The organism is Tritonibacter horizontis, from assembly GCF_001518015.1.
Lineage (GTDB): Bacteria > Pseudomonadota > Alphaproteobacteria > Rhodobacterales > Rhodobacteraceae > Epibacterium > Epibacterium horizontis.
Map to the genome: position 1 here is coordinate 314,674 of NZ_LPUY01000008.1, position 18,901 is coordinate 333,574.

Genomic DNA, 18,901 nt, shown 5'->3' on the forward strand with positions numbered 1-18,901 from the left:
TCGCCTGTGAGCAGGAATGAACAAGAGCTAGACAGAGCCTCCGCGTACCGCAAGGCCCGTGCGCCATAAAAAAGGCCGCCCCGGACGGAGCGGCCCTTGCGAGACCGGCGAAACCAGCAGGGTAATCCTACTTCAGCCGCTGACCGTTTGCGAGCACCTTGCCGTCCTCGGTGACTTCGATCCTGGAGGTCAACGTGTCCTCGCCGGCACCAGGCACAGAGAACATGCCCATCATCATCCGCGGCCCCATCGCGTCCTCGTTGGACAGAAGACCCATGTCGACCAGCTTGTCCAGCAATGTGTTGGCTCCGACCAGCTTGAGGTTGGCTTCACCAGAGGGGGCCGGCAGGCCGTCAAAGGTTTCAAGATCGCTGTTGTCGAAGGTAAAGGCCCCGGTGCCCGTCAGTTCCGCCCCAGCCACCGACAGCAGCAGTTCGTTCACATCAAGCGAGGTCACCTCGCCGGGTGCCAGCTCGCCCTTTTCGACCGCGGCCATTTGTGCGTCATCCACAAGATCGACGAACAGTTTTGCGGCCCCGCTCAGGTCGAGGACCAAGGTCGCCGGATCATGGGGCAGTTCGCCGGTCGGATCGATCAGGGACCAAAGCATTTCCGGCACTGCGAAATCGCGCAAGGCCACGCCCAGGGCAAAATCCTGATCTTCGTCGGATTTCGTCAGTGGCATCGCGAAATTCATACCGAACTGCTTCATCGACAGCGAAATCGGCAACGGAATTTGCGATCCAGCCGCGCTCAGCGTCATATCGTTGTGGTCCACGTCGTAGCTCAGACCATCTGAACCAAAGGCGACATTGCTCTCGCCGCCCTGAAACTGGGCCTGCATCAGAAAACTGTCGCCGTCGTCTGTCCCCTGCACATTCATATTGCCGTCGGCGTATGTGAATTTGCCGATATACGTGGCCCCGGCCCTGAGCAATGCGGCGATGTCAGTCGGGTCCGCGACTTCCGGCCACGACATGCCGCCGAAAAAGTCGAGCCCCGACATGGTGCCGCTGACATTCGCGCTGTCGTCCGAGAGCGGGTCCATGAACTGAAACTGATAGTTGAGCGCGGCCGCGGTCAACGTTTGGTCGTAGGCACGCGCATCGGTGTTCGACATCACCGTTTCCGAGGCGACATCGGACAGGTCCATGGTCAGGCTAAAGTCGTCTTCGGGCACCTTGTCGCCGTCAATGATCAATTCCGCAAAGGCCAGGGACGCAACCTCGGATTGATAGGTATAGGTCATGCGGGAGGGATCGCCGCGCACGATCATCGGCTTGCCGTCGTGGGCATAGATCAACCGGCCGCTGAATTCGTCGTCCTCAACCGCCGTCGTGAATGTGATCGGAACCTCGGCCGGGAACAGGACGTTGACCGTGCCATCCCCGTTTTCGACAAACTCAAGCGACCCCATGCTGACCGTGGCTTTGCTCATTTCGGTTTCATGCGACAATTGGATGTCAGACAGTTTCAGCGACACGGCAGAGGGCGTTTCCGTGGCCGACACATCGTAGCCGGACGACGCGAAGTAATCCTTCCAGTCGGACCAGACATCCTGGGCGCTCAGATCCGCCTGCGCCGCCTGCGCGACAAGAAACAGCGGGACAATCAGGCCCGAACAGCGAAGTGGTGAAAAAGACATGGACGAACCTTTCCTAACGAAGACTGGGGCGAACCTCTGCGTTCGCGTGCGTGCGGTCAAGGAGCCATTCTCTGGACCCGTCCCCCCTTTGCAGTCTAACACGGTTAAAGACGATGGATGGGAGACGGTTTATGAACGTGGCAGATAAAACAGTTGTTATTTCGGGCGCCAGCCGGGGCATCGGGGCAGACACAGCAAGGGTTTTTGCAGCGGCTGGGGCAAATGTGGCGCTTCTGGCCCGCAGTGCCGAGGCCCTGAAGGATCTGGCCGCCGAGATCGGCGAAAAAGCGCTGGTTCTGGCCTGCGATGTGTCGGACTACGCGGCGGTAGAGGCGGCATTTGACGCCGCGCGCAAACGGTTCGGCTCCCTCGATGTGCTGATTTGCAATGCCGGTTTGATCGACCCGATCGCGCGGCTGCAGGATGCATCGCCCGCCGCATGGCGGCAGCTGATTGACGTCAATATCACCGGTGTCTTCAACATGATGCACGCGGGGCTTCCGCATCTCAAGGCGGCCGGGGGTGGCAGCGTTCTCACCATCGGCTCCGGCGCCTCGCAACGTCCCTTGGAGGGCTGGAGCGCCTATTGCACCTCAAAGGCGGGGGCGGCCATGCTGACCGAGGCCCTGCACCTTGAAGAAGGCGACAATGGCATTCGGGTGATGGGGCTGTCACCGGGCACCGTTGCCACCCAGATGCAGCGCGACATCAAGGCCAGCGGCCTGAACCCTGTCAGCAAACTCGCCTGGGAAGATCACATTCCGGCGGATTGGCCGGCCCGCACCTTGCTGTGGATGTGCAGCGCGGATGCGGACGCCTTTGTCGGCACCGAGATTTCGTTGCGCGACGAGACCATTCGCAAACGCGTCGGCCTGATATGATCGAATGTCGCCAGACGGAGCGCGGTCTCTGGATCCTGCGGCTCAACCGGCCGGAGAAGGCAAACGCCCTCACGCCGGACATGCTGGAGGCGCTGATCGACACGGTTGAACGCGCGGCAGAGGCCCGCGCGCTGATCTTGACCGGTGCGGGCAAGGTGTTCAGCGGTGGCGCGGATCTGGCGGCCGCGAAGGCCGGATTGGCGACCTCTCCCCTGTGGGAGACGCTATCGGCCCGGCTCGCCGCCTTGCCCGCGCTCAAGATCGCGGCCCTGAACGGCACCGTGGCTGGGGGCGCCAATGGCATGGTGCTGGCCTGCGACCTCCGCATCGCGGTTCCAACCGCCAGGGTGTTCTATCCGGTGATGCAGTTGGGCTATATGCCTCAGCCCTCCGATGTGCGGCGGATGCGGGCGCTGGTCGGTCCGTCCCGCACAAAACTGGTGCTGGCCGCCGCGCAAAAGCTCAGCGCGACGGAGGCCTATGACTTTGGTCTGATCGACAGGATCGTGGCGCCGGAGGATCTGATGACCGTCGCGGAAGAGCTGGCAGAGGCCGCCCTCAATGCGCCACCGGATTTGGCGCGGGCGATCCTGCGGAGCTGCGCGGAGGGCAGCGATTTGGAATGAAACCGGCCCCGCCTTGCCGGATTCCGTAATGATGGCATTGTGTCCGGTATGGTGGAATCGTGATCCGTGATAGTGGCGGAGCCTCCAGTATGGTGGAAATTTGGGGGTGTCAGGTCAGAGGGTGCCGGTCGAAGGACGATTCTTTCAGATCACCGAAATGGCTTGTCGAGGTCTGAGGCCTCACCCTTGCGAGAAAGCAAAGACGCATGAACGAAGCAGACGCAGTGGTGATCGGTGGCGGCCCGGCGGGGCTGATGGCCGCAGGTGAACTTGCCCAGGCCGGCCACCGGGTGATGCTGGTGGAGGCCAAGACCTCTCCGGCCCGGAAGTTCCTGATGGCGGGCAAGTCCGGTCTCAACCTCACCAAAGACGAGCCCATCGAGGTTCTGTTATCCCATTACGGCGGGGCACAGCGCTGGTTGGAACCGATGATCCGCGCCTTTGACGCGGAGGCGGTGCAGGACTGGGCGCGGGCGCTGGGGCAGACCCTGTTTACCGGCTCTACCGGACGGGTTTTCCCAACGGTCATGAAGGGATCGCCCCTGTTGCGCGCCTGGCTGGCCGAGCTGGACAGGCAGGGCGTGGTGCGCCACGTCGGCTGGCGCTGGACGGGGTGGGAGGCGGATGCCTTGCGGTTCCAGACGCCAGCGGGGGTGCAGCTGGTCAAGCCCCGCGCCTGTGTGCTTGCCCTTGGGGGCGCCAGCTGGGCGCGGTTGGGGTCGGATGGCGCATGGGCTGTGATCCTGGCCGAACAGGGCGTGCGGCTGACGCCGTTCGCGCCCGCAAACGCCGCTCTTGCGCTGGACTGGAGTCCGCATATGACACCGCATTTTGGCGCGGCGGTGAAATCGGTTGCGTGGCACGCGGGTCCGCTGCAGGCGCGGGGGGAGGCGATTTTATCCGCCCGTGGCCTCGAAGGAGGCGGGCTCTATCCCCTGACGCCGGCCTTGCGAGAGGGGCTCCCGCTGTATCTCGATCTGGTGCCGGACCGCAGTGCTGCCGACATAGCCGATCGTCTGGCGCGGCCGCGCGGCAAGACCACATGGGCCAACCACTTGCGCCGGGTGCTGAAGCTGGGCCCGGTGAAAACGGCGCTGCTGCAGGAGTTTGGCCGCCCGCTGCCGCAGGATCCGGAAACATTGGCCCAGCTTATCAAGAGGCTGCCCGTTGCCCACGCGGGCCTGCGACCGCTGGACGAGGCGATCTCGACCGCGGGTGGCGTGGCGCAGGAGGCGCTGGACGACGGGCTCATGCTCCGCTCGCGCCCCGGCACCTTTTGCGCGGGCGAGATGCTGGACTGGGAAGCGCCGACCGGCGGATACCTTCTGACCGCGTGTTTTGCGACCGGGCGCTGGGCCGGTCAGGCCGCCGCGCGCTACTTGGACAAGGCCGCGACGCGCTGAAACGCCGCGCGGCTGCGCATCCGCTTGCCATAGGCCAGCAGGGCCGGGCTTTCGATTTCGAACTTGGCCCCGAAGGCCCAGTTCAGGCAATGCGTCAGCAGGATATCGGCGATGCTAAAGCGGTCGCCGGCAAGGTATTCCCCGGTCAGGCGGCTCTCGACGCGGGAGATCGAGCGGGCGAATTCCCATTTGAGCGAGGGTTTGATCGCAGGGACGCGCCATTCTTCGGGCAGGGCAAAGCTGTGCCGCGCCGCCACCCAGAGCAGCGCGTCCAGCTCATCGTTGACCAGATTGATGACGGAGTCCTGTTGCGCGCGCGCGATTGTCCCTGCGGGTGCTGTCAGGCTGCCGTGTTTGTCAGCGAGATAGGTCATGATGGCGAGGGAATCGGTGATGACCGCCTCCCCTTCGATCAGGATTGGCACCTTGCCGGCGGCGTCGTAGCTGCGCGCCTCATCGCTTTGTGGCTTGGCGGGCTGATGGCTGTAGTCCAGCCCCAGCTCCTCCAGTGTCCAGAGCACGCGAAACGTGCGGGTCAGGGGTGCGCCGATTACCTTGTACATCACTTGTCCTCCCTAGAGCTGCGGCAGAGTTGCGACAACGGAGCGCCAGGTCAAGCGCCCGCGTGCAGGTTTGACCAAGCTCCGCAGCGGCGGTTTCAGCGAGAATTTGCCCGCATCGCGAGGCGGATCAAGGCCCGCTCCGTCAGGGCCAGTGCGGGCGCGCTTTGTCCGGCGGACCGCAGTTGCAGATCGGTGTCGGTCAGAATCGTCAGAGCCAGCTGCAATTTTTGCGCGCCCCAGCCTTGTGCCTGTCGCAACATGCGATCCCGGCGCTTGCCATATAGCGGCGGGCGCAGGGCGCCGATGCCCTGGGCGGGGCCGCCGGGATGTGCTGCAATGGCATAGAGCGTGCGAAAATGCCGTGTGGCCCCGATACAAAGCGCAACGCTATTGGTGCCCTGCGCCTGCAGCCGGCGCAGGACCGGCCCGATTTCGGCGCTGCGTCCTTCGGCCACCACGTTCAACAGATCGTCCACCGCCGCCTCGGTCGATTGCGGTGCGACGGCGCTGATGTCGTCCAGTGTCAGCGGTCCGGCATCGCCATGTTTATAGAGGCTGAGCTTTTCAATCATGCGGGAAAAATCGCCGGGTCCGATTTCATTCGCAATCTCGGTCAGAACGGACATGCTGTCGTTGGGCGGCGTGCTCAGCCCGGCGACGCCCAGAATGCGCTCAATCTCGGCCCGCGACGGCGGATCATCATAGATCCCGGTGGCATAGGCCTGGGAATGGGTTTCAAAGGCTTTGCGCAGTTTCGAGGTGGCTTTGAGTTGTCCGGCGGTGACAACGATCTGCGCATCCCCGGCTTGCCATTCCCCAAGGGCGGTGACGATCGCCGGGGTGGCACTGTCGTTGGCATCCTCGACCAGAACCGCGCGGATGCCGGGGAAAAACCCCACTGCCTTGACCGCATCCAGCAGCTGCGCCGGATCCTTGCGAAGGTCCGCAGCCGGCATCCGCGTCAGGCGCATTTCCTCTTCGGCGGCAGGCCCCAGCAGGGCGGCCAGCATCTGTTGCCGTTTCAGCGCGACACGCATCGCATCGCCGCCATAGATCAGCAGCCCGGTTTTTTTGGGGTCTGGACGGGCAAAATAGCCCTCTGCCTCACGCGGGCTGAGCTTCATTGCGCCGCTGCTCCGCCCAGCTGAGGGGACGCATAAAGGCGGGTGACGATCTGGTCGGCAAGCATGACCATCAGTCGCTGGTGGGCGTCTTTCTCGCTGGCGAGTGTCTGGACCGTGGTGCCGCTGGCGGAATAGCCGGAAAAGTTGCTGATCTCGCCACTGGCGGCGACCTGCCCGTCGGACAGGCGCGTCAGGCTGTAGCCGACCTCACCGGTCAGAGAATACCGCGTGATGTTGCCGTCGGCGGTGATCGCTTGGCCCATTTCCCGGGTCGTCAGGGTCAGATCCAGGCGAAAGTCAGGCGCCTGCGCCCGTCCGAGCCGTGTTTCCAGCTGCCGCACAAGGTAATAGGCGTCCACATCGGTGGAGGGGCCAATAGATTCGGGCGCCTGGACCAGCACCCGCTCGCGCAGGGCAGAGGCGGCGCCGCCGGGGCCATAGACCGGCTGAAATCCGCAGGCCGCCAGGCCAACGCTGAAGGTCAGCGTCAGCCAGATGGTCAGAAACCCGCGTCGGTTAAGCAACGACATTGACGATCCGTCCGGGGACAACGATCACTTTTTTGGGCGTGGCCCCATCAAGCACCCGTTGCACAGCTTCGTGTGCCAGCGCCAGTTTTTCAACCTCTGCCTTGTCGAGATCGCTGGCGACGGTGATTTCGGCCCGCCGCTTGCCATTGATCTGGATCGGCATGGTCACGGTGTTCTCGACCAGCATGGCCTCGTCCGCTTGTGGCCAGGGCGCGTTGGCAACCAGCCCGTCGCCGCCCAGCATATCCCACATCGCCTCGGCCAGGTGGGGAGTCATTGGCGACATCAGCTGCGCCAGAACCTTGGCGGCGGTCTGTTTGGCCTCGGCCCCGGCCTTGGATTTCGCCAGCGTGTTGGTGAACCCGTAGAGTTTCGCAATCGAGGCATTGAAGCCGAAGCTTTCGACGCCCAGCGTCACGTCGCGGATCGCCTTGTGCATTTCACGCAGAAGATCCTCGTCGCCCTCACCGGGGCCGGTTGCGGCTGCGGCATCGGTGGCCAGACGGTAGACCCGCGACAGATGCTTGTAGGCGGCTTCTGCGCCAGAGGCGGTCCATTCCACATCCCGTTCGGGCGGCGAATCAGAGAGCACAAACCAGCGCGCGGTATCCGCACCAAAGGCAGAAATGATGTGCAGCGGGTCGACCACGTTGTTCTTCGACTTCGACATCTTGGCCGAGGGGATGGTTTTCACCTCTGCGCCACCCTCCTTGAGGAAGGCCTTGCCGTCGCGCAGCTCCACCTCTTCGGGGTAGTGGTAGACCGGACGACCATTTGCGCCCTCGGTCTGGTAAATCGCGTGGGTCACCATGCCTTGGGTAAACAGCGCGTCAAAGGGTTCCTTTGCGCTCTCGGGCAGGTGGCCGCAGATGTGCATCGCGCGGGCAAAGAAGCGGGAGTAGAGCAGGTGCAGAATCGCATGCTCGACCCCACCGATATACTGGTCGACGTTCATCCAGTACTCAGCCGCGTCCCGATCCGTCGGCGTTTCGGCGCGCGGAGCGGTGAAACGGGCGAAATACCAGGACGAATCCACAAAGGTGTCCATCGTGTCGGTTTCGCGCTGGGCGGGTTTGCCACAAGCAGGGCAGGCACAGTTGCGCCAGCTTGGATGACGGTCGAGCGGATTGCCCGGCACCGAGAAATCAATCGCCGCGCCGTCTTCGTCATAGGGCAGGGCGATGGGCAGGTTTTCTTTCTTCTCCGGCACCACGCCGCAATCGGGACAGTGGACCACAGGGATAGGGCAGCCCCAATAGCGCTGACGGGACAGACCCCAGTCGCGCAGGCGGAATTTGGTGACGCCCTGACCCCAGCCTTCGGCTTCGGCCTTGTCGACGGCGGTGTTGACGCCGTCCTCGCCGGTTTGCTCCTCCGCACCTGCAAAGCCGCGTACATAGCGGACTTTCTCGGCTTTCGTCGGCACATAGGCCTCTGTCAGCGCGCCTGCGCCCTCGACGGGTTCCAGCACCGGAATGATCGGCAGGTCGTATTTGGTGGCGAATTCAAAGTCGCGCTGATCATGCGCCGGGCAGGCGAAAATCGCGCCGGTGCCGTAATCCATCAGGATGAAGTTGGCGATCCAGACTGGCAGTTCCCAATTGGGGTCCAGCGGGTGTTTGACGCGGATACCGGTGTCATAGCCCTGCTTTTCAGCAGTTTCGATGGCCTCTTCGGTGGTGCCGCCCTTGCGGCATTCGGCGACAAAGGCCGCGACCTCGGGCGATTCGGCCTCAAGCTCTTTGGCAATCGGGTGATCGGGGGAAATCCCGACAAAACTCGCGCCCATCAGCGTGTCAGGGCGAGTCGTATAGACCTCGATCGCCGCGCCGCCGTCGGTGCGTTCAAAGCCGAACTGCAACCCGCGCGACTTGCCGATCCAGTTTTCCTGCATCAGGCGCACCTTGGCGGGCCAATTGTCGAGCGTATCAAGCGCGGTCAGCAGCTCGTCGGAATAGTCGGAAATCTTGAAGAACCATTGCGTCAGCTCGCGCCGTTCGACCAGGGCGCCAGACCGCCAGCCGCGGCCGTTTTCGACCTGTTCGTTGGCCAGCACCGTCATGTCGACGGGATCCCAGTTCACCACGGCGTTCTTGCGGTAGACCAGACCTTTTTCAAGAAAATCAAGGAACAGAGCCTGCTGCTGGCCATAGTATTCCGGGTCACATGTGGCGAACATACGCGACCAATCGAGCGACAGCCCCAGGGGTTTCATCTGCTCGACCATGGTGTCGATGTTGGAATAGGTCCAATCCTTGGGGTGCCCGCCCGAGGCCATGGCGGCGTTTTCCGCAGGCATCCCGAAGGCGTCAAACCCCATCGGGTGCAGCACGTTGTGGCCGGTGGAGGCCTTGTAGCGCGCGATCACGTCCCCCATCGTGTAATTGCGCACATGGCCCATGTGCAGCTTGCCAGAGGGATAGGGGAACATCTCCAGCACATAGTATTTGGGCTTGTTCCGGTCGGTCTTTGCTTGGAAAATCCCGGCCTCTTCCCAGGCCTTTTGCCATTTAGCTTCGATTTCCGAGGCTTCGTAACGAGACATCTTAGCGGTCCTTTGCATGAAAACGCCGGGTGGTGACCCGGCGTTTCTGATACGTGTAATTCGTTCTCTATTCCAGTGCGGGTCGACTTAGATCTTCTTGTCAGCGATGCGCAGCTGGCGCGCGCGGGACAGAATCGCATCTTCCACCGCACGTGCGGTCTGGTCACTGACTGCGCCGCCCCGGCTTTGCAGTGCTACGTTGAGCGAACGCGCTTCAAGCGCGGGATCCTTGATGTGAACGGTGGCCCGATAGGACCGGCCACCCCCCGGAGGCGTGCCATAGCCGGTGAGAATCAGACCTGTGAACGGGTCCACCGACTGGATCGGCAGGAAATCCAGAACTTCCAGGCTGGCGGCCCAGAGATAGCGGTTCACCTGAACGCGCTGTTCGTTCTTTTTCGGACCAAAGGCCTCCCAGATGGTGGTGCGCTCTTCCCGTGCGTCGCGGCCCTCGCCGGCCAGCACGATGGTGTCGCGGTCATTGACCTCTGTGCTTGTATCAAGGGAACGCATCGCGCCGCAGGCGGCCACGCATGACAGAGAAGAAATAAGGACTAAGGTCGTGATACCACGCATATTGGCCGGGCCCGCTCCTGAATTTGCTGTTGTATTACTCCTAGACAAGGCGACTTGCGCCAACAAGCCTATTCTTGTCGGCGGCAGGGCTGTGCCGCCTGGGCACGGAATGGCTCGGAAGGGACTGTGGCACGGTTGCATCAATTTGTTGACGAAAGGTTTTCGACTTTCAGCACACGCTTGCGCCACGACCCCAAAACAAGCGAGAGGATGTGCGTACTTGAGGAGCGACGAGGCTTGTAGCCAACTGCTTCTTTCGAAATTCAAACCCGAGGGAAAACCATGAAAAAGATTCTCTTCGCTTCGACCGCACTGATCGCTTCTGCTGGTGTTGCTGCGGCTGAGCTGACCATCGGCGGTTCCGCACGTCTTGGTCTCGCATACGACGAGTCGCAAACCGACAACGAGACCCGTGTTGAGCAGCGTATGCGCGTCAACATCACCGGTATCGCAGAAACCGACGCCGGCGTTAAACTCGAAGTTCGTTTCCGTCTGGAAGCAAACGAAGACTCCCACGCCAACGACATCTCCGGTCGTGGCCCGGGCGCAGCTGGTTTCGCAGCTTCCTTCGGCGGCCTGCGTGTTGACGTTGGTAACGTCTCCAACGTTCTCGACTCCGGTGACCAGGTTGACTACTTCGGCTACGGCGTAGGCTTCACAGCCTTCCTCGAGCACAACAACGCATTCAACGGCCCGGCAACTGGCTTCGGTGCTGGCGACGCAGACGCGACCACCATCAAAGCGCGTTACACCGTTGGTGATTTCTCCGCATCGCTGTCCTACAAAGAGACACGCGCTCAGGCGGCTGTTGTGACCACCGACTCCAACGGCGACACCACCACCACCACCGCAGCTGTTGCAGCTGACGATGAGATGCAACTGGGTCTCGGTTACACCTTCGGCAGCGGCATGTCCGTTGGCGCGGTTTACTCCGACACTGACTCCTCCGGCGACTACTGGGTAATCAACCTGGCCGGTTCCGCAGGCGCGTTCGGTTACTCTGTCATCGTTGGTGACGGCGACAACCAGACCGACACCTCCATCGGTGCGTCCCTGAACTACGAAGTGTCCTCCGCGACCTCCATCCGCGCGGTTGTGTCCGACGGTGGCAACAACGCTGACACTTCCTACGGTCTGGGCTTCCGCCACGGCCTCGGCGGCGGCGTGACCCTCGCCGGTGGTGTTGGTTCGCTCAACGACGTGACCAAAGCAGACCTCGGTGTGACCTTCTCCTTCTAATTGGAGATTGGAACCACACGGTTCTTGGGGCGGGCTCTTTCGAGCTCGCCCTTTTCTTTTGGGCATAAACGGTGTTTCTTCCGGCCAAACGTTGCTATGAGGCCGACATGTCCCTGACCGAGATCACTTCCCGAATTTCTGCCGCCGAATCTGCCGCGGATCGTGCGCCCGGCTCTGTCAAACTGATTGCCGTGTCCAAGGTTCAGCCCAACGACCGCGTCGAGGCGATCCTGGACCAGGGCCAGCGTGTGTTCGGGGAAAACCGTGTGCAGGAAGCGGCCGGCAAATGGCCGGATTTCCGCAGCCGTTTTGACGGGATTGAGCTGCATCTGATCGGCCCCTTGCAGACCAACAAGGCGCGCCAGGCGATGGAGCTGGCGGAGGCCATCCATTCCGTTGATCGCCCGAAATTGGCAACCACACTGGCGCGGCTGGCGCAGGAAACCGGCCACTGTCCGGATCTTTTCATTCAGGTCAATACCGGCGAAGAAGCGCAGAAGGCCGGGGTGCTCCCCAAAGATGCGGATGCATTCATTCAGCAGTGTCGCGATCTGGATCTGCCGATCCAGGGGCTGATGTGCATTCCCCCGGCGGAGGAAGAGGCCAGCCTGCATTTCGCCCTGCTGGCGAAGATCGCAACGCGCAATGGTCTCAGCGGGCTATCCATGGGGATGAGCGGTGATTTCGAGACGGCCATTGCCCTTGGCGCGACGCATGTGCGGGTTGGCTCCGCGATTTTCGGGGCGCGAAGCGGGTCAGCGTGACCGGACAATAAGCCGGGTATTGGCCGTAAGCCGCGTCGCGATCCAGCGCAGGTCCGGGCGTGAAACGGCGACACAGCCTTCGGTGGGGTATCCCGGTCTGCGCCATTGATGGATGAAAATCGCCGAACCGCGTCCCTTGATCGCATGAGGCCAGTTCCAGTCCGTGAGCAACACAAGATCATAAAGCGGATCCGCGCGGCGGAGATGTTCGTGGCTGAAGTCATGCGGGGCCCGCACCATGTGATTGTAGTCGCGGTCAGCGATGTCATCGGACCAGAGGTCCCCGGGCCGAATGGCGCGCGCGCAGTCCTGAGGGGGGCGCATGCGATCCGGTCGGTAGAGCATGCCCACGATCCGATGGGTGCCGACGGGGGTGGCGCCGTCACCTTCCTGCTTGTGGCGACGAATCCCGCCCTTGCCGATCGTGCAGGGGATGCGGCGACCCTGAAAACGCAGGCCACCGGGAGTGAGAACCAGATCTGCCGGGGTCATAGCAGATGCCCGGATTTGGCGGCTTTGGTCGCCAGATAGGCGCGGTTGAACGCGTTTTCTCCGACCTTGAGCGGCACCCGTTCGGTGACGGCGATTCCAGTATTTTGCATCATCGCGATCTTGCCGGGATTGTTGGTCATCAGCCGCACGGCGGAAAAACCAAGCTCCCGCAGGATTGACGCGCCGAGGCGAAAATCGCGTTCGTCATCTTCAAACCCCAGGCGGTGGTTGGCTTCGACAGTGTCAAAGCCTTGATCCTGAAGCGAATAGGCCCGCATCTTGTTGGCAAGCCCAATGCCGCGGCCTTCCTGATTGAGGTAGAGCAAGACCCCGGTCGCTTCTCGTCCCATCTGCGCCAGCGCGCCTTGCAGCTGCGGGCCGCAATCGCACTTTAACGACCCGAGGACATCGCCGGTGAAGCAGGCGGAATGCAGCCGCGCCAGAACGGGTTTGCTGCGATCAGGGCGTCCGATTTCAATCGCATAGTGTTCCTCGCCGCCATCGTCGGGCCGAAAGATATGCAAACGTCCGACCTCGGATGCGAACATCGGCAAGCGTGCGGCGGCCACCGGATGCAGGGGAGAGCTGGAATTCAACAGGGGTTCGGCGGTGGATTTCGGCAACAATGTCAGATCGTGCCGCAGGGCAAAGCCGCCGGCATCCGGCAGGTCAATGAAAGCGACCGCTGGCAACAGCCGCGCCGATTTCGTCAGGGCCAGCGCCAGGGCGGGCAGGTCCGCCGCGCCGTCGCGCAGGCTGGACAGGGGGCCTTTCATCGGGGTGTTCAGATCATCCGCCGGATCCGCAAGCGCCTGGATCCAGTCCAGATCGACATCCGCAGGGACAGGGATGCGGGCGAGCCCATCGTCGTAGACGCGGGCTTTCAAGGTTGCCGCGCGCCGTGCGGTCAGGGCCAGAGTGACCGCACCCAGGGCGCGCAGATCCGCCAGTCGCGCGGGCGTCAGGCTTTCGACTGCGATGGCGAGCACGGCCCTGTCCGCAGCGGTCAGGACCACGGGCAGACCCATTCTCAGATCAATCCGAGCGCGGGCGATCCGTTCTAGCATGGTGGGCAGTAGGCTCATGACGTCGGGGTCCCGGCTGTAACATCAGAGGTTTTTCCTACGCCCTATTGCTGCAAAAGTGAAATATTTACGTGCCGTTGGACACGTCGACGTGAGACAACAGCGGCAAAGCTTGTTCTTTCGTGAGTGCGCTCACATCTGTTTGGCAAGACAACAGGAGATGACCCATGGCACAGCTGAAGAAAATCCTGCTCGTGGACGACGACGAAGATCTGCGCGAGGCGCTGAGCGAACAGCTTGTTATGACTGAAGATTTCGATGTCTTCGAGGCAAGCGACGGGCAGGGCGCGATGGAGCGTGCCAAAGAAGCCATCTATGATCTCATCATCCTGGACGTCGGACTGCCGGATACGGACGGACGCGAATTGTGCCGTTTGATGCGCAAGCAAGGGGTGAAATCGCCGATCCTGATGCTGACCGGTCATGACAGCGATGCTGATACCATTTTGGGGCTGGACGCCGGGGCCAACGATTACGTCACCAAGCCGTTCAAATTCCCGGTCCTTCTGGCGCGTATTCGCGCCCAGCTCCGGCAGCACGAGCAATCCGAGGACGCGGTGTTCGTGCTCGGCCCCTATACGTTCAAGCCGGCCATGAAGATCCTGCTGACAGAGGACGAGCGCAAGATCCGCCTGACCGAGAAGGAAACCAATATCCTGAAATTCCTGTATCGCTCCAATGATGGCGTGGTGCCGCGCGATGTGCTGCTGCATGAGGTCTGGGGATACAACGCAGGGGTTACAACACACACCTTGGAGACCCATATCTATCGTCTGCGCCAGAAGATTGAGCCGGATCCGTCAAATGCGCGCCTCCTGGTGACCGAGTCGGGCGGCTATCGCCTGGTTGTCTAGGCGGGCGCGGCGCGGGAACAAATTCGTGACCTGATGCGTTTACGGATCAGACTGGACAAGAGACCCCGTGCATATCCGGGTTATGATATGCATCCTCCCTGTTGGACTGGCCGGGCCTCGTGCCCGGCCTTTTTTTCGGTTTGCGGCCCCGGAGCAGACCCTAAGCAGGCTGGTGGAGCGAATGCGCAGAAAAGCGGCGATGCAGCACTGGTCACCGGCCCGTCTGGCGGGCAATATCCGGCCAACCTGTGTCAAGAATGAGAGTCTGCATGTCCTTTTCCCTCGCCACCTGGAATATCAACTCGGTCCGCCTGCGGGAGCCGATTGTGCTGAAGCTGCTGCAAGAAGAAGCGCCGGATGTGCTTTGCCTGCAGGAATGCAAAAGCCCGGTCGACAAGATCCCGGTCGAGGCCTTCCGCGCATTGGGTTACACCCATATGGTTGCGCGGGGCCAAAAGGGATACAATGGCGTTGCGATCCTGTCCCGCCTGCCGATCGTGGATCAGGGCGATATGGATTTCGCCAGCCTGGGACATGCGCGCCATGTGGCCGCAAGGTTGGAAAACGGCGTCACCATCCACAACTTCTATGTCCCGGCGGGGGGCGATGAACCGGATCGGGAGAAAAACATCAAGTTTGGTCAGAAGCTCGATTACCTGACCGAGATGCGGGATTGGTTTCATGCGGAACGGCCGGAAAAATCGGTGCTGGTCGGAGATCTGAATATCGCGCCGCGTGAGGACGATGTCTGGGACCACAAGAAATTGTTGAAGATCGTCAGCCATACCCCGGTTGAGGTGGAGCACCTGAACCAGGTGATGGAGGCTGGCGGCTGGGCGGATGTTACCCGCAATGACATTCCCGAGGGCAAGCTGTTCAGCTGGTGGAGCTACCGGGCCAAGGATTGGGATGCAGCGGACAAGGGGCGCCGTCTGGATCACGTCTGGACCACGCCCGATATCACCAAGGCGGCGCATTCCAGCAGGGTGCTGCGGGGCGCGCGCGGTTGGGAAAAACCCAGCGACCACGCACCGGTTTTCGCCACCTTCGACCTGTGACCGACGCATAGCCGAAGCGCGGGCGGGGGGCCCCCGCCCGTTGCGCGGGCATCAAAGATGCCCTTGCCCCCGTTGGGCCGGGCGCCGCGCCAGGGCGCGGCGGGCGGTCGCGGAACCAAAACCGGGCACGTTTGACGTTGCGCGAACTGGCCGCGAACTGGCGCGGGTACGGGCGATGACGCGCCTGGCCCGCCGCCATGTGGCATGTGGATTGCAGGTGGCGTCGGCCCCTCTGGAGCATGGAGGGGAGAAGATGTCGGGCGCTCTGGCATCGAGGGCAAACTCCTCTCTTGGTTTCTGGCGCATCTCCTTCCATATAGGTGGCAAGTTCGAATGAAGGAGAGCAGAGTCATGGTGGATATTCTGGGTGGTGGAAACGCAGGCGTTTCGGCAACGGACCTTATCAAGGATGTAACCGAAGAGACGTTCATGCAGGACGTTGTCGATGCCTCCATGGATGTGCCGGTGATCGTCGATTTCTGGGCCCCCTGGTGCGGTCCTTGCAAGACCCTGGGCCCGATGCTCGAGGCGGCGGTGACCAAAGCCAAGGGCACGGTGAAAATGGTCAAGGTCAACGTGGATGAGAACCAGCGCCTGACGGCGGCGCTGGCGCAGCAGGGGTTGCCGCTGCAATCGCTTCCGACCGTGGTCGCATTCTACCAGGGACGGCCGCTGGATCTGTTTCAGGGCGCACAGCCGCAGTCGGAAATTGATGCGTTCCTCAAGCGCATTGCCGAGGCGGCCGGCAGCACGGCGGATGGGGGCCTGTCCGAAGCGCTGGAAACGGCGGAACAGATGCTGGAAGACGGCGCGGCCGAAGATGCCGCACAGGTTTTTGCCGCCATCATCGGCGAAGATGACAAGAACCCGGCCGCCTATGGTGGTCTGGCGCGCTGCCACATCGCACTTGGCGATCTGGATCAGGCCGAAGCGGTGCTGAATGGCGCGCCGGCCGAAATTTCGGCGGCCCCCGAGCTGGAAGCGGCCCACGCGCAGATTGCACTGTCGCGGCAGGCCGAAAATGCCGGTCCGGTGGCCGAGTTGCGCGCGACCGTCGAGGCGGCGCCAGAGAACCATCAGGCGCGGTTCGATCTGGCTCAGGCCTTGCATGCGGCGGGCGAGACGGAGGCCGCGGTTGCAGAGCTTCTGGAGCTGTTCCGGCGCGACCGGGAGTGGAATGAGGGGGCCGCCAAGACGCAGCTCTTTACGATCTTTGATGCGCTGAAACCCAATGATCCCGTGGTCCTGAATGGCCGTCGCAAGCTGAGTTCGCTGATATTTGCCTGAAGCGGCGGAGGCGCTAAGTTATCAGCCATGATAAAAGTCGCAGATCTGCCGGAAACGATTCCCATATTTCCTTTGCCCGGGGCGCTTTTGCTGCCACGGGCAAAGTTGCCTTTGCACATATTCGAACCCCGGTATCTGCAGATGCTGGAAGACGTTCTGAAGACCAAGGAACGGGTCATTGGCATGATCCAGCCCAATGGCGGTCGGACGGGCGACGGCACCGGGTTGCAGGCCATCGGCTGCGCCGGACGTGTCACGCAATTCTCAGAAACCGAAGACGGCCGCTATTTCATCACGCTTTGCGGGGTGTCGCGCTACCGGGTGAAACAGGAAATCGACGGCTTCACCCCCTACCGCCGCTGCACTGCAGATTGGGCCGGGTTCGAAGCGGATCTGGGGAAAACCGAACGAGATGACGCCTTTGACCGGAGCGCATTGATGGCGCTGCTGGGTCGCTATCTGGAGGCGGGGGGGCTGTCCACGGATTGGGGCGCGCTGGACGAGGCAGAGGATGAATTGCTGGTCAATTCGCTCTCGATGCTGCTGGATTTCGATCCCGAGGACAAGCAGGCGCTGTTGGAAGCGCCCAGCTTGACAACCCGGCGGGAAACGCTTGTTACATTGATGGAATTTGCGCTCCGCGGGGGCTCTCTTGAGGAGAAACTACAATGACTGACCGGACCGACAGAGTTGCCGCTTTTGACCGCCGCATGCTGGAGGCGCTGGTCTGTCCCGTCTCCCAGCGTGTTCTGGAGTATGATGCGGAGGCGCAAGAGTTGATCTCGCGCACGGCGAACCTTGCGTTTCCGATCCGCAATGGCATTCCGGTCATGCTGACGGACGAGGCCCGCACGCTGGAGTGATGCGCCCGGGGGCTGGCCTTGCCGTGCCGGTCGCCGGGGTGACGGCTGTTGGCCGGGCGCTGCTCGCGGCTAGAGCGGGCGACCCTGTAGGAGCTTTGGCACATCACCAGTCAGCCCTGCAGCTTCGCGGACGAAGCTTCGACGCAGGCCGGGCAAGGCGTTGGTCAGGCCAAGGCCGATGTCACGGGCTGCGCGCAAGACAGGATTGTCGTTGGAAAACAGCTTGTTGAAACCGTCAGTCGCCACAGCGAGCGAGGTGGTGTCGAACCGGCGCCATTGCTGATACCGCGCCAGAACCAGCGGGCTGGATGGGTCTTCGCCCCGGCGGGCTGCATCGGTGAGCACTTCGGCGAGGCTGGCAATATCGCGCAGCCCTGCATTCAGCCCCTGGCCGGCAATCGGGTGCAACCCATGCGCGGCGTCGCCCACCAGCACCAGCCGTTCGCCATAGTAGGAATTGGCGAGGCTCAGCTGCAGCGGGTAGGAAAACCGACGGCCTGCCAGCGCAATATCTCCGAGGAAATCACCAAAGCGCGGGCGCAGCGCTGCCAGATAGGCCGGATCGTCGAGCGCCTCGATCCGGGCGGCTTCCGCGTGGGTTTCGCTCCAGACAATCGAACTGCGGTTGCCGGGCAGTGGCAGAATGGCCAGCGGGCCGGGCGGCATGAAGAACTGATGGGCCACACCGTGGTGCGGCAGGTCATGCGCGACGGCGCAGACCAGCGCGGTTTGCCCATAGTCCCAGCCGGTGCGCTTGATCCCGGCGCGGCTGGCTGTGCCGCTTTGTCGGCCATCGGCCCCTACCAGCAGCGCACCGCTGATCTGTGTCGCGTCGTCCAACGTCAGGGTGATGGAGGTGGCGTCCGCCGCCTGTGCGACGACCCGGCGCCCGGAGATCTGCGTCAGGCCGGGCACCTCGGCCATCGCATCACACAGGGCGCGCCGCAGATACCTGTCTTCGACCATGTAGCCCATCGGGCCCTCGTCCAGATCGCTGTCCTCGAAATGAAGAAACAACGGCGCGGCGCCACGCCCGGCGCTGCCGTCGCTGACCTTGATCTCTGTCATCGGCTGGGCATGCTGTTCCAGCCGTGCCCAGACACCGATCTGCGACAGAAGCCGCGACGAGGCGAGCGCCAGGGCGTATGACCTGCCGTCAAAATCCGTTTCGGTTCGCACCGGTGCCGGCAGCGCGTCGATCAATGTCACGGAATGGCCGGCTTGTGTCAGCGCGAGCGCAAGGGCAGGGCCGTTCAGGCCGCCGCCCACGATCAGGATATTTCGTGCGTCAGTCATATCGGCACTATGCTGTCGCTGAACCAATTGTCCATGGGCAAGCTGTCGCAGATGCTAGCTTGTGCCGATG

19 protein-coding genes are annotated in these 18,901 nt (G+C 62.4%); 10 read left to right on the forward strand and 9 right to left on the reverse strand.

The window, feature by feature from the left end:
* Window positions 1–127: 127 nt before the first annotated feature.
* Entirely contained in the window at window positions 128–1,645 is a 1,518-nt protein-coding gene (locus tag TRIHO_RS01790) for a DUF2125 domain-containing protein (protein WP_068239811.1), read from the reverse strand.
* Window positions 1,646–1,776: 131 nt separating this feature from the next.
* On the opposite strand from TRIHO_RS01790, the gene TRIHO_RS01795 reads away from it, so the two are divergent.
* The 3 genes from TRIHO_RS01795 to TRIHO_RS01805 all read left to right on the forward strand — a co-directional run bounded on the left by TRIHO_RS01795 (window position 1,777) and on the right by TRIHO_RS01805 (window position 4,555).
* A complete protein-coding gene (locus tag TRIHO_RS01795) occupies window positions 1,777–2,526 on the forward strand; it encodes an SDR family oxidoreductase (protein WP_068239812.1) in 750 nt (249 codons plus the stop codon).
* A complete protein-coding gene (locus TRIHO_RS01800; protein WP_068239813.1) occupies window positions 2,523–3,152 on the forward strand; it encodes an enoyl-CoA hydratase/isomerase family protein in 630 nt (209 codons plus the stop codon). The genes TRIHO_RS01795 and TRIHO_RS01800 overlap by 4 nt, the downstream gene beginning before the upstream one ends.
* A gap of 206 nt (window positions 3,153–3,358) precedes the next feature.
* Complete coding sequence (locus TRIHO_RS01805) at window positions 3,359–4,555, forward strand: TIGR03862 family flavoprotein (RefSeq protein WP_068239814.1); 1,197 nt, start codon at window positions 3,359–3,361, stop codon at window positions 4,553–4,555.
* Here TRIHO_RS01805 and TRIHO_RS01810 read toward each other — a convergent pair.
* The 5 genes from TRIHO_RS01810 to TRIHO_RS01830 all read right to left on the reverse strand — a co-directional run bounded on the left by TRIHO_RS01810 (window position 4,528) and on the right by TRIHO_RS01830 (window position 9,893).
* On the reverse strand, window positions 4,528–5,118 hold the full coding sequence (locus TRIHO_RS01810; protein ID WP_068239815.1) for a glutathione S-transferase family protein: 591 nt from the start codon (window positions 5,116–5,118) through the stop codon (window positions 4,528–4,530). The two genes, TRIHO_RS01805 and TRIHO_RS01810, sit on opposite strands and share 28 nt — an antisense overlap.
* Before the next feature lie 95 nt (window positions 5,119–5,213).
* Window positions 5,214–6,242, reverse strand: a complete 1,029-nt coding sequence (holA, locus tag TRIHO_RS01815) for a DNA polymerase III subunit delta (RefSeq protein WP_068239817.1) — start codon at window positions 6,240–6,242, stop codon at window positions 5,214–5,216.
* On the reverse strand, window positions 6,239–6,772 hold the full coding sequence (gene lptE, locus TRIHO_RS01820) for an LPS assembly lipoprotein LptE (RefSeq protein WP_068239818.1): 534 nt from the start codon (window positions 6,770–6,772) through the stop codon (window positions 6,239–6,241). Before lptE ends, holA begins: the two co-directional genes overlap by 4 nt.
* Window positions 6,759–9,317, reverse strand: coding sequence for a leucine--tRNA ligase (leuS, locus tag TRIHO_RS01825; RefSeq protein ID WP_068239819.1), 2,559 nt, complete (start codon window positions 9,315–9,317; stop codon window positions 6,759–6,761). The genes lptE and leuS overlap by 14 nt, the downstream gene beginning before the upstream one ends.
* Window positions 9,318–9,404: 87 nt before the next feature.
* A complete protein-coding gene (locus TRIHO_RS01830; RefSeq protein WP_068239822.1) occupies window positions 9,405–9,893 on the reverse strand; it encodes a DUF3576 domain-containing protein in 489 nt (162 codons plus the stop codon).
* A 282-nt stretch (window positions 9,894–10,175) separates the two neighbouring features.
* Between TRIHO_RS01830 and TRIHO_RS01835 the strand changes: the two genes are divergently transcribed.
* Both TRIHO_RS01835 and TRIHO_RS01840 read left to right on the forward strand, forming a co-directional pair.
* Complete coding sequence (locus TRIHO_RS01835) at window positions 10,176–11,132, forward strand: porin (protein WP_068239823.1); 957 nt, start codon at window positions 10,176–10,178, stop codon at window positions 11,130–11,132.
* Window positions 11,133–11,239: 107 nt separating this feature from the next.
* The gene (locus TRIHO_RS01840; protein WP_068239824.1) at window positions 11,240–11,896 is read left to right on the forward strand and encodes a YggS family pyridoxal phosphate-dependent enzyme; all 657 of its coding nucleotides are present in this window, start codon (window positions 11,240–11,242) and stop codon (window positions 11,894–11,896) included.
* Here the strand turns inward: TRIHO_RS01840 and TRIHO_RS01845 are convergent.
* Both TRIHO_RS01845 and ribA read right to left on the reverse strand, forming a co-directional pair.
* Window positions 11,888–12,388 (reverse strand): L,D-transpeptidase family protein, encoded by a 501-nt coding sequence (locus TRIHO_RS01845; RefSeq protein ID WP_068239825.1) that lies wholly within the window; start codon window positions 12,386–12,388, stop codon window positions 11,888–11,890. The two genes, TRIHO_RS01840 and TRIHO_RS01845, sit on opposite strands and share 9 nt — an antisense overlap.
* A complete protein-coding gene (gene ribA, locus TRIHO_RS01850) occupies window positions 12,385–13,473 on the reverse strand; it encodes a GTP cyclohydrolase II (protein ID WP_068239826.1) in 1,089 nt (362 codons plus the stop codon). Before ribA ends, TRIHO_RS01845 begins: the two co-directional genes overlap by 4 nt.
* A 167-nt stretch (window positions 13,474–13,640) precedes the next feature.
* Between ribA and TRIHO_RS01855 the strand changes: the two genes are divergently transcribed.
* The 5 genes from TRIHO_RS01855 to TRIHO_RS01875 all read left to right on the forward strand — a co-directional run bounded on the left by TRIHO_RS01855 (window position 13,641) and on the right by TRIHO_RS01875 (window position 17,535).
* Complete coding sequence (locus TRIHO_RS01855) at window positions 13,641–14,327, forward strand: response regulator transcription factor (RefSeq protein ID WP_068239833.1); 687 nt, start codon at window positions 13,641–13,643, stop codon at window positions 14,325–14,327.
* Window positions 14,328–14,596: 269 nt separating this feature from the next.
* Entirely contained in the window at window positions 14,597–15,385 is a 789-nt protein-coding gene (locus tag TRIHO_RS01860) for an exodeoxyribonuclease III (protein WP_068239834.1), read from the forward strand.
* A 351-nt stretch (window positions 15,386–15,736) separates the two neighbouring features.
* Window positions 15,737–16,672: a thioredoxin family protein gene (locus TRIHO_RS01865; RefSeq protein WP_068239837.1), complete on the forward strand. Its 936-nt coding sequence runs from the start codon at window positions 15,737–15,739 to the stop codon at window positions 16,670–16,672.
* Window positions 16,673–16,699: 27 nt separating this feature from the next.
* Complete coding sequence (locus tag TRIHO_RS01870) at window positions 16,700–17,344, forward strand: LON peptidase substrate-binding domain-containing protein (RefSeq protein WP_068239840.1); 645 nt, start codon at window positions 16,700–16,702, stop codon at window positions 17,342–17,344.
* Window positions 17,341–17,535: a Trm112 family protein gene (locus TRIHO_RS01875; RefSeq protein ID WP_068239843.1), complete on the forward strand. Its 195-nt coding sequence runs from the start codon at window positions 17,341–17,343 to the stop codon at window positions 17,533–17,535. The genes TRIHO_RS01870 and TRIHO_RS01875 overlap by 4 nt, the downstream gene beginning before the upstream one ends.
* Before the next feature lie 69 nt (window positions 17,536–17,604).
* Here the strand turns inward: TRIHO_RS01875 and TRIHO_RS01880 are convergent, their stop codons facing one another.
* Window positions 17,605–18,831, reverse strand: a complete 1,227-nt coding sequence (locus TRIHO_RS01880; RefSeq protein ID WP_068239846.1) for an FAD-dependent monooxygenase — start codon at window positions 18,829–18,831, stop codon at window positions 17,605–17,607.
* Window positions 18,832–18,901: the final 70 nt, after the last annotated feature.

Excerpts from the sequence above, each read along its gene's own strand:
- TRIHO_RS01870 (WP_068239840.1), top strand. The coding sequence starts at position 16,700 with ATGATAAAAGTCGCAGATCTGCCGGAAACGATTCCCATATTTCCTTTG.
- TRIHO_RS01800 (WP_068239813.1), top strand. The coding sequence starts at position 2,523 with ATGATCGAATGTCGCCAGACGGAGCGCGGTCTCTGGATCCTGCGGCTC.
- TRIHO_RS01840 (WP_068239824.1), top strand. The coding sequence starts at position 11,240 with ATGTCCCTGACCGAGATCACTTCCCGAATTTCTGCCGCCGAATCTGCC.
- leuS (WP_068239819.1), bottom strand. The coding sequence starts at position 9,317 with ATGTCTCGTTACGAAGCCTCGGAAATCGAAGCTAAATGGCAAAAGGCC.
- ribA (WP_068239826.1), bottom strand. The coding sequence starts at position 13,473 with ATGAGCCTACTGCCCACCATGCTAGAACGGATCGCCCGCGCTCGGATT.
- TRIHO_RS01845 (WP_068239825.1), bottom strand. The coding sequence starts at position 12,388 with ATGACCCCGGCAGATCTGGTTCTCACTCCCGGTGGCCTGCGTTTTCAG.
- TRIHO_RS01865 (WP_068239837.1), top strand. The coding sequence starts at position 15,737 with ATGGTGGATATTCTGGGTGGTGGAAACGCAGGCGTTTCGGCAACGGAC.
- TRIHO_RS01810 (WP_068239815.1), bottom strand. The coding sequence starts at position 5,118 with ATGTACAAGGTAATCGGCGCACCCCTGACCCGCACGTTTCGCGTGCTC.
- TRIHO_RS01830 (WP_068239822.1), bottom strand. The coding sequence starts at position 9,893 with ATGCGTGGTATCACGACCTTAGTCCTTATTTCTTCTCTGTCATGCGTG.
- TRIHO_RS01795 (WP_068239812.1), top strand. The coding sequence starts at position 1,777 with ATGAACGTGGCAGATAAAACAGTTGTTATTTCGGGCGCCAGCCGGGGC.
- TRIHO_RS01855 (WP_068239833.1), top strand. The coding sequence starts at position 13,641 with ATGGCACAGCTGAAGAAAATCCTGCTCGTGGACGACGACGAAGATCTG.
- TRIHO_RS01790 (WP_068239811.1), bottom strand. The coding sequence starts at position 1,645 with ATGTCTTTTTCACCACTTCGCTGTTCGGGCCTGATTGTCCCGCTGTTT.
- holA (WP_068239817.1), bottom strand. The coding sequence starts at position 6,242 with ATGAAGCTCAGCCCGCGTGAGGCAGAGGGCTATTTTGCCCGTCCAGAC.
- lptE (WP_068239818.1), bottom strand. The coding sequence starts at position 6,772 with ATGTCGTTGCTTAACCGACGCGGGTTTCTGACCATCTGGCTGACGCTG.
- TRIHO_RS01860 (WP_068239834.1), top strand. The coding sequence starts at position 14,597 with ATGTCCTTTTCCCTCGCCACCTGGAATATCAACTCGGTCCGCCTGCGG.
- TRIHO_RS01835 (WP_068239823.1), top strand. The coding sequence starts at position 10,176 with ATGAAAAAGATTCTCTTCGCTTCGACCGCACTGATCGCTTCTGCTGGT.
- TRIHO_RS01805 (WP_068239814.1), top strand. The coding sequence starts at position 3,359 with ATGAACGAAGCAGACGCAGTGGTGATCGGTGGCGGCCCGGCGGGGCTG.
- TRIHO_RS01875 (WP_068239843.1), top strand. The coding sequence starts at position 17,341 with ATGACTGACCGGACCGACAGAGTTGCCGCTTTTGACCGCCGCATGCTG.
- TRIHO_RS01880 (WP_068239846.1), bottom strand. The coding sequence starts at position 18,831 with ATGACTGACGCACGAAATATCCTGATCGTGGGCGGCGGCCTGAACGGC.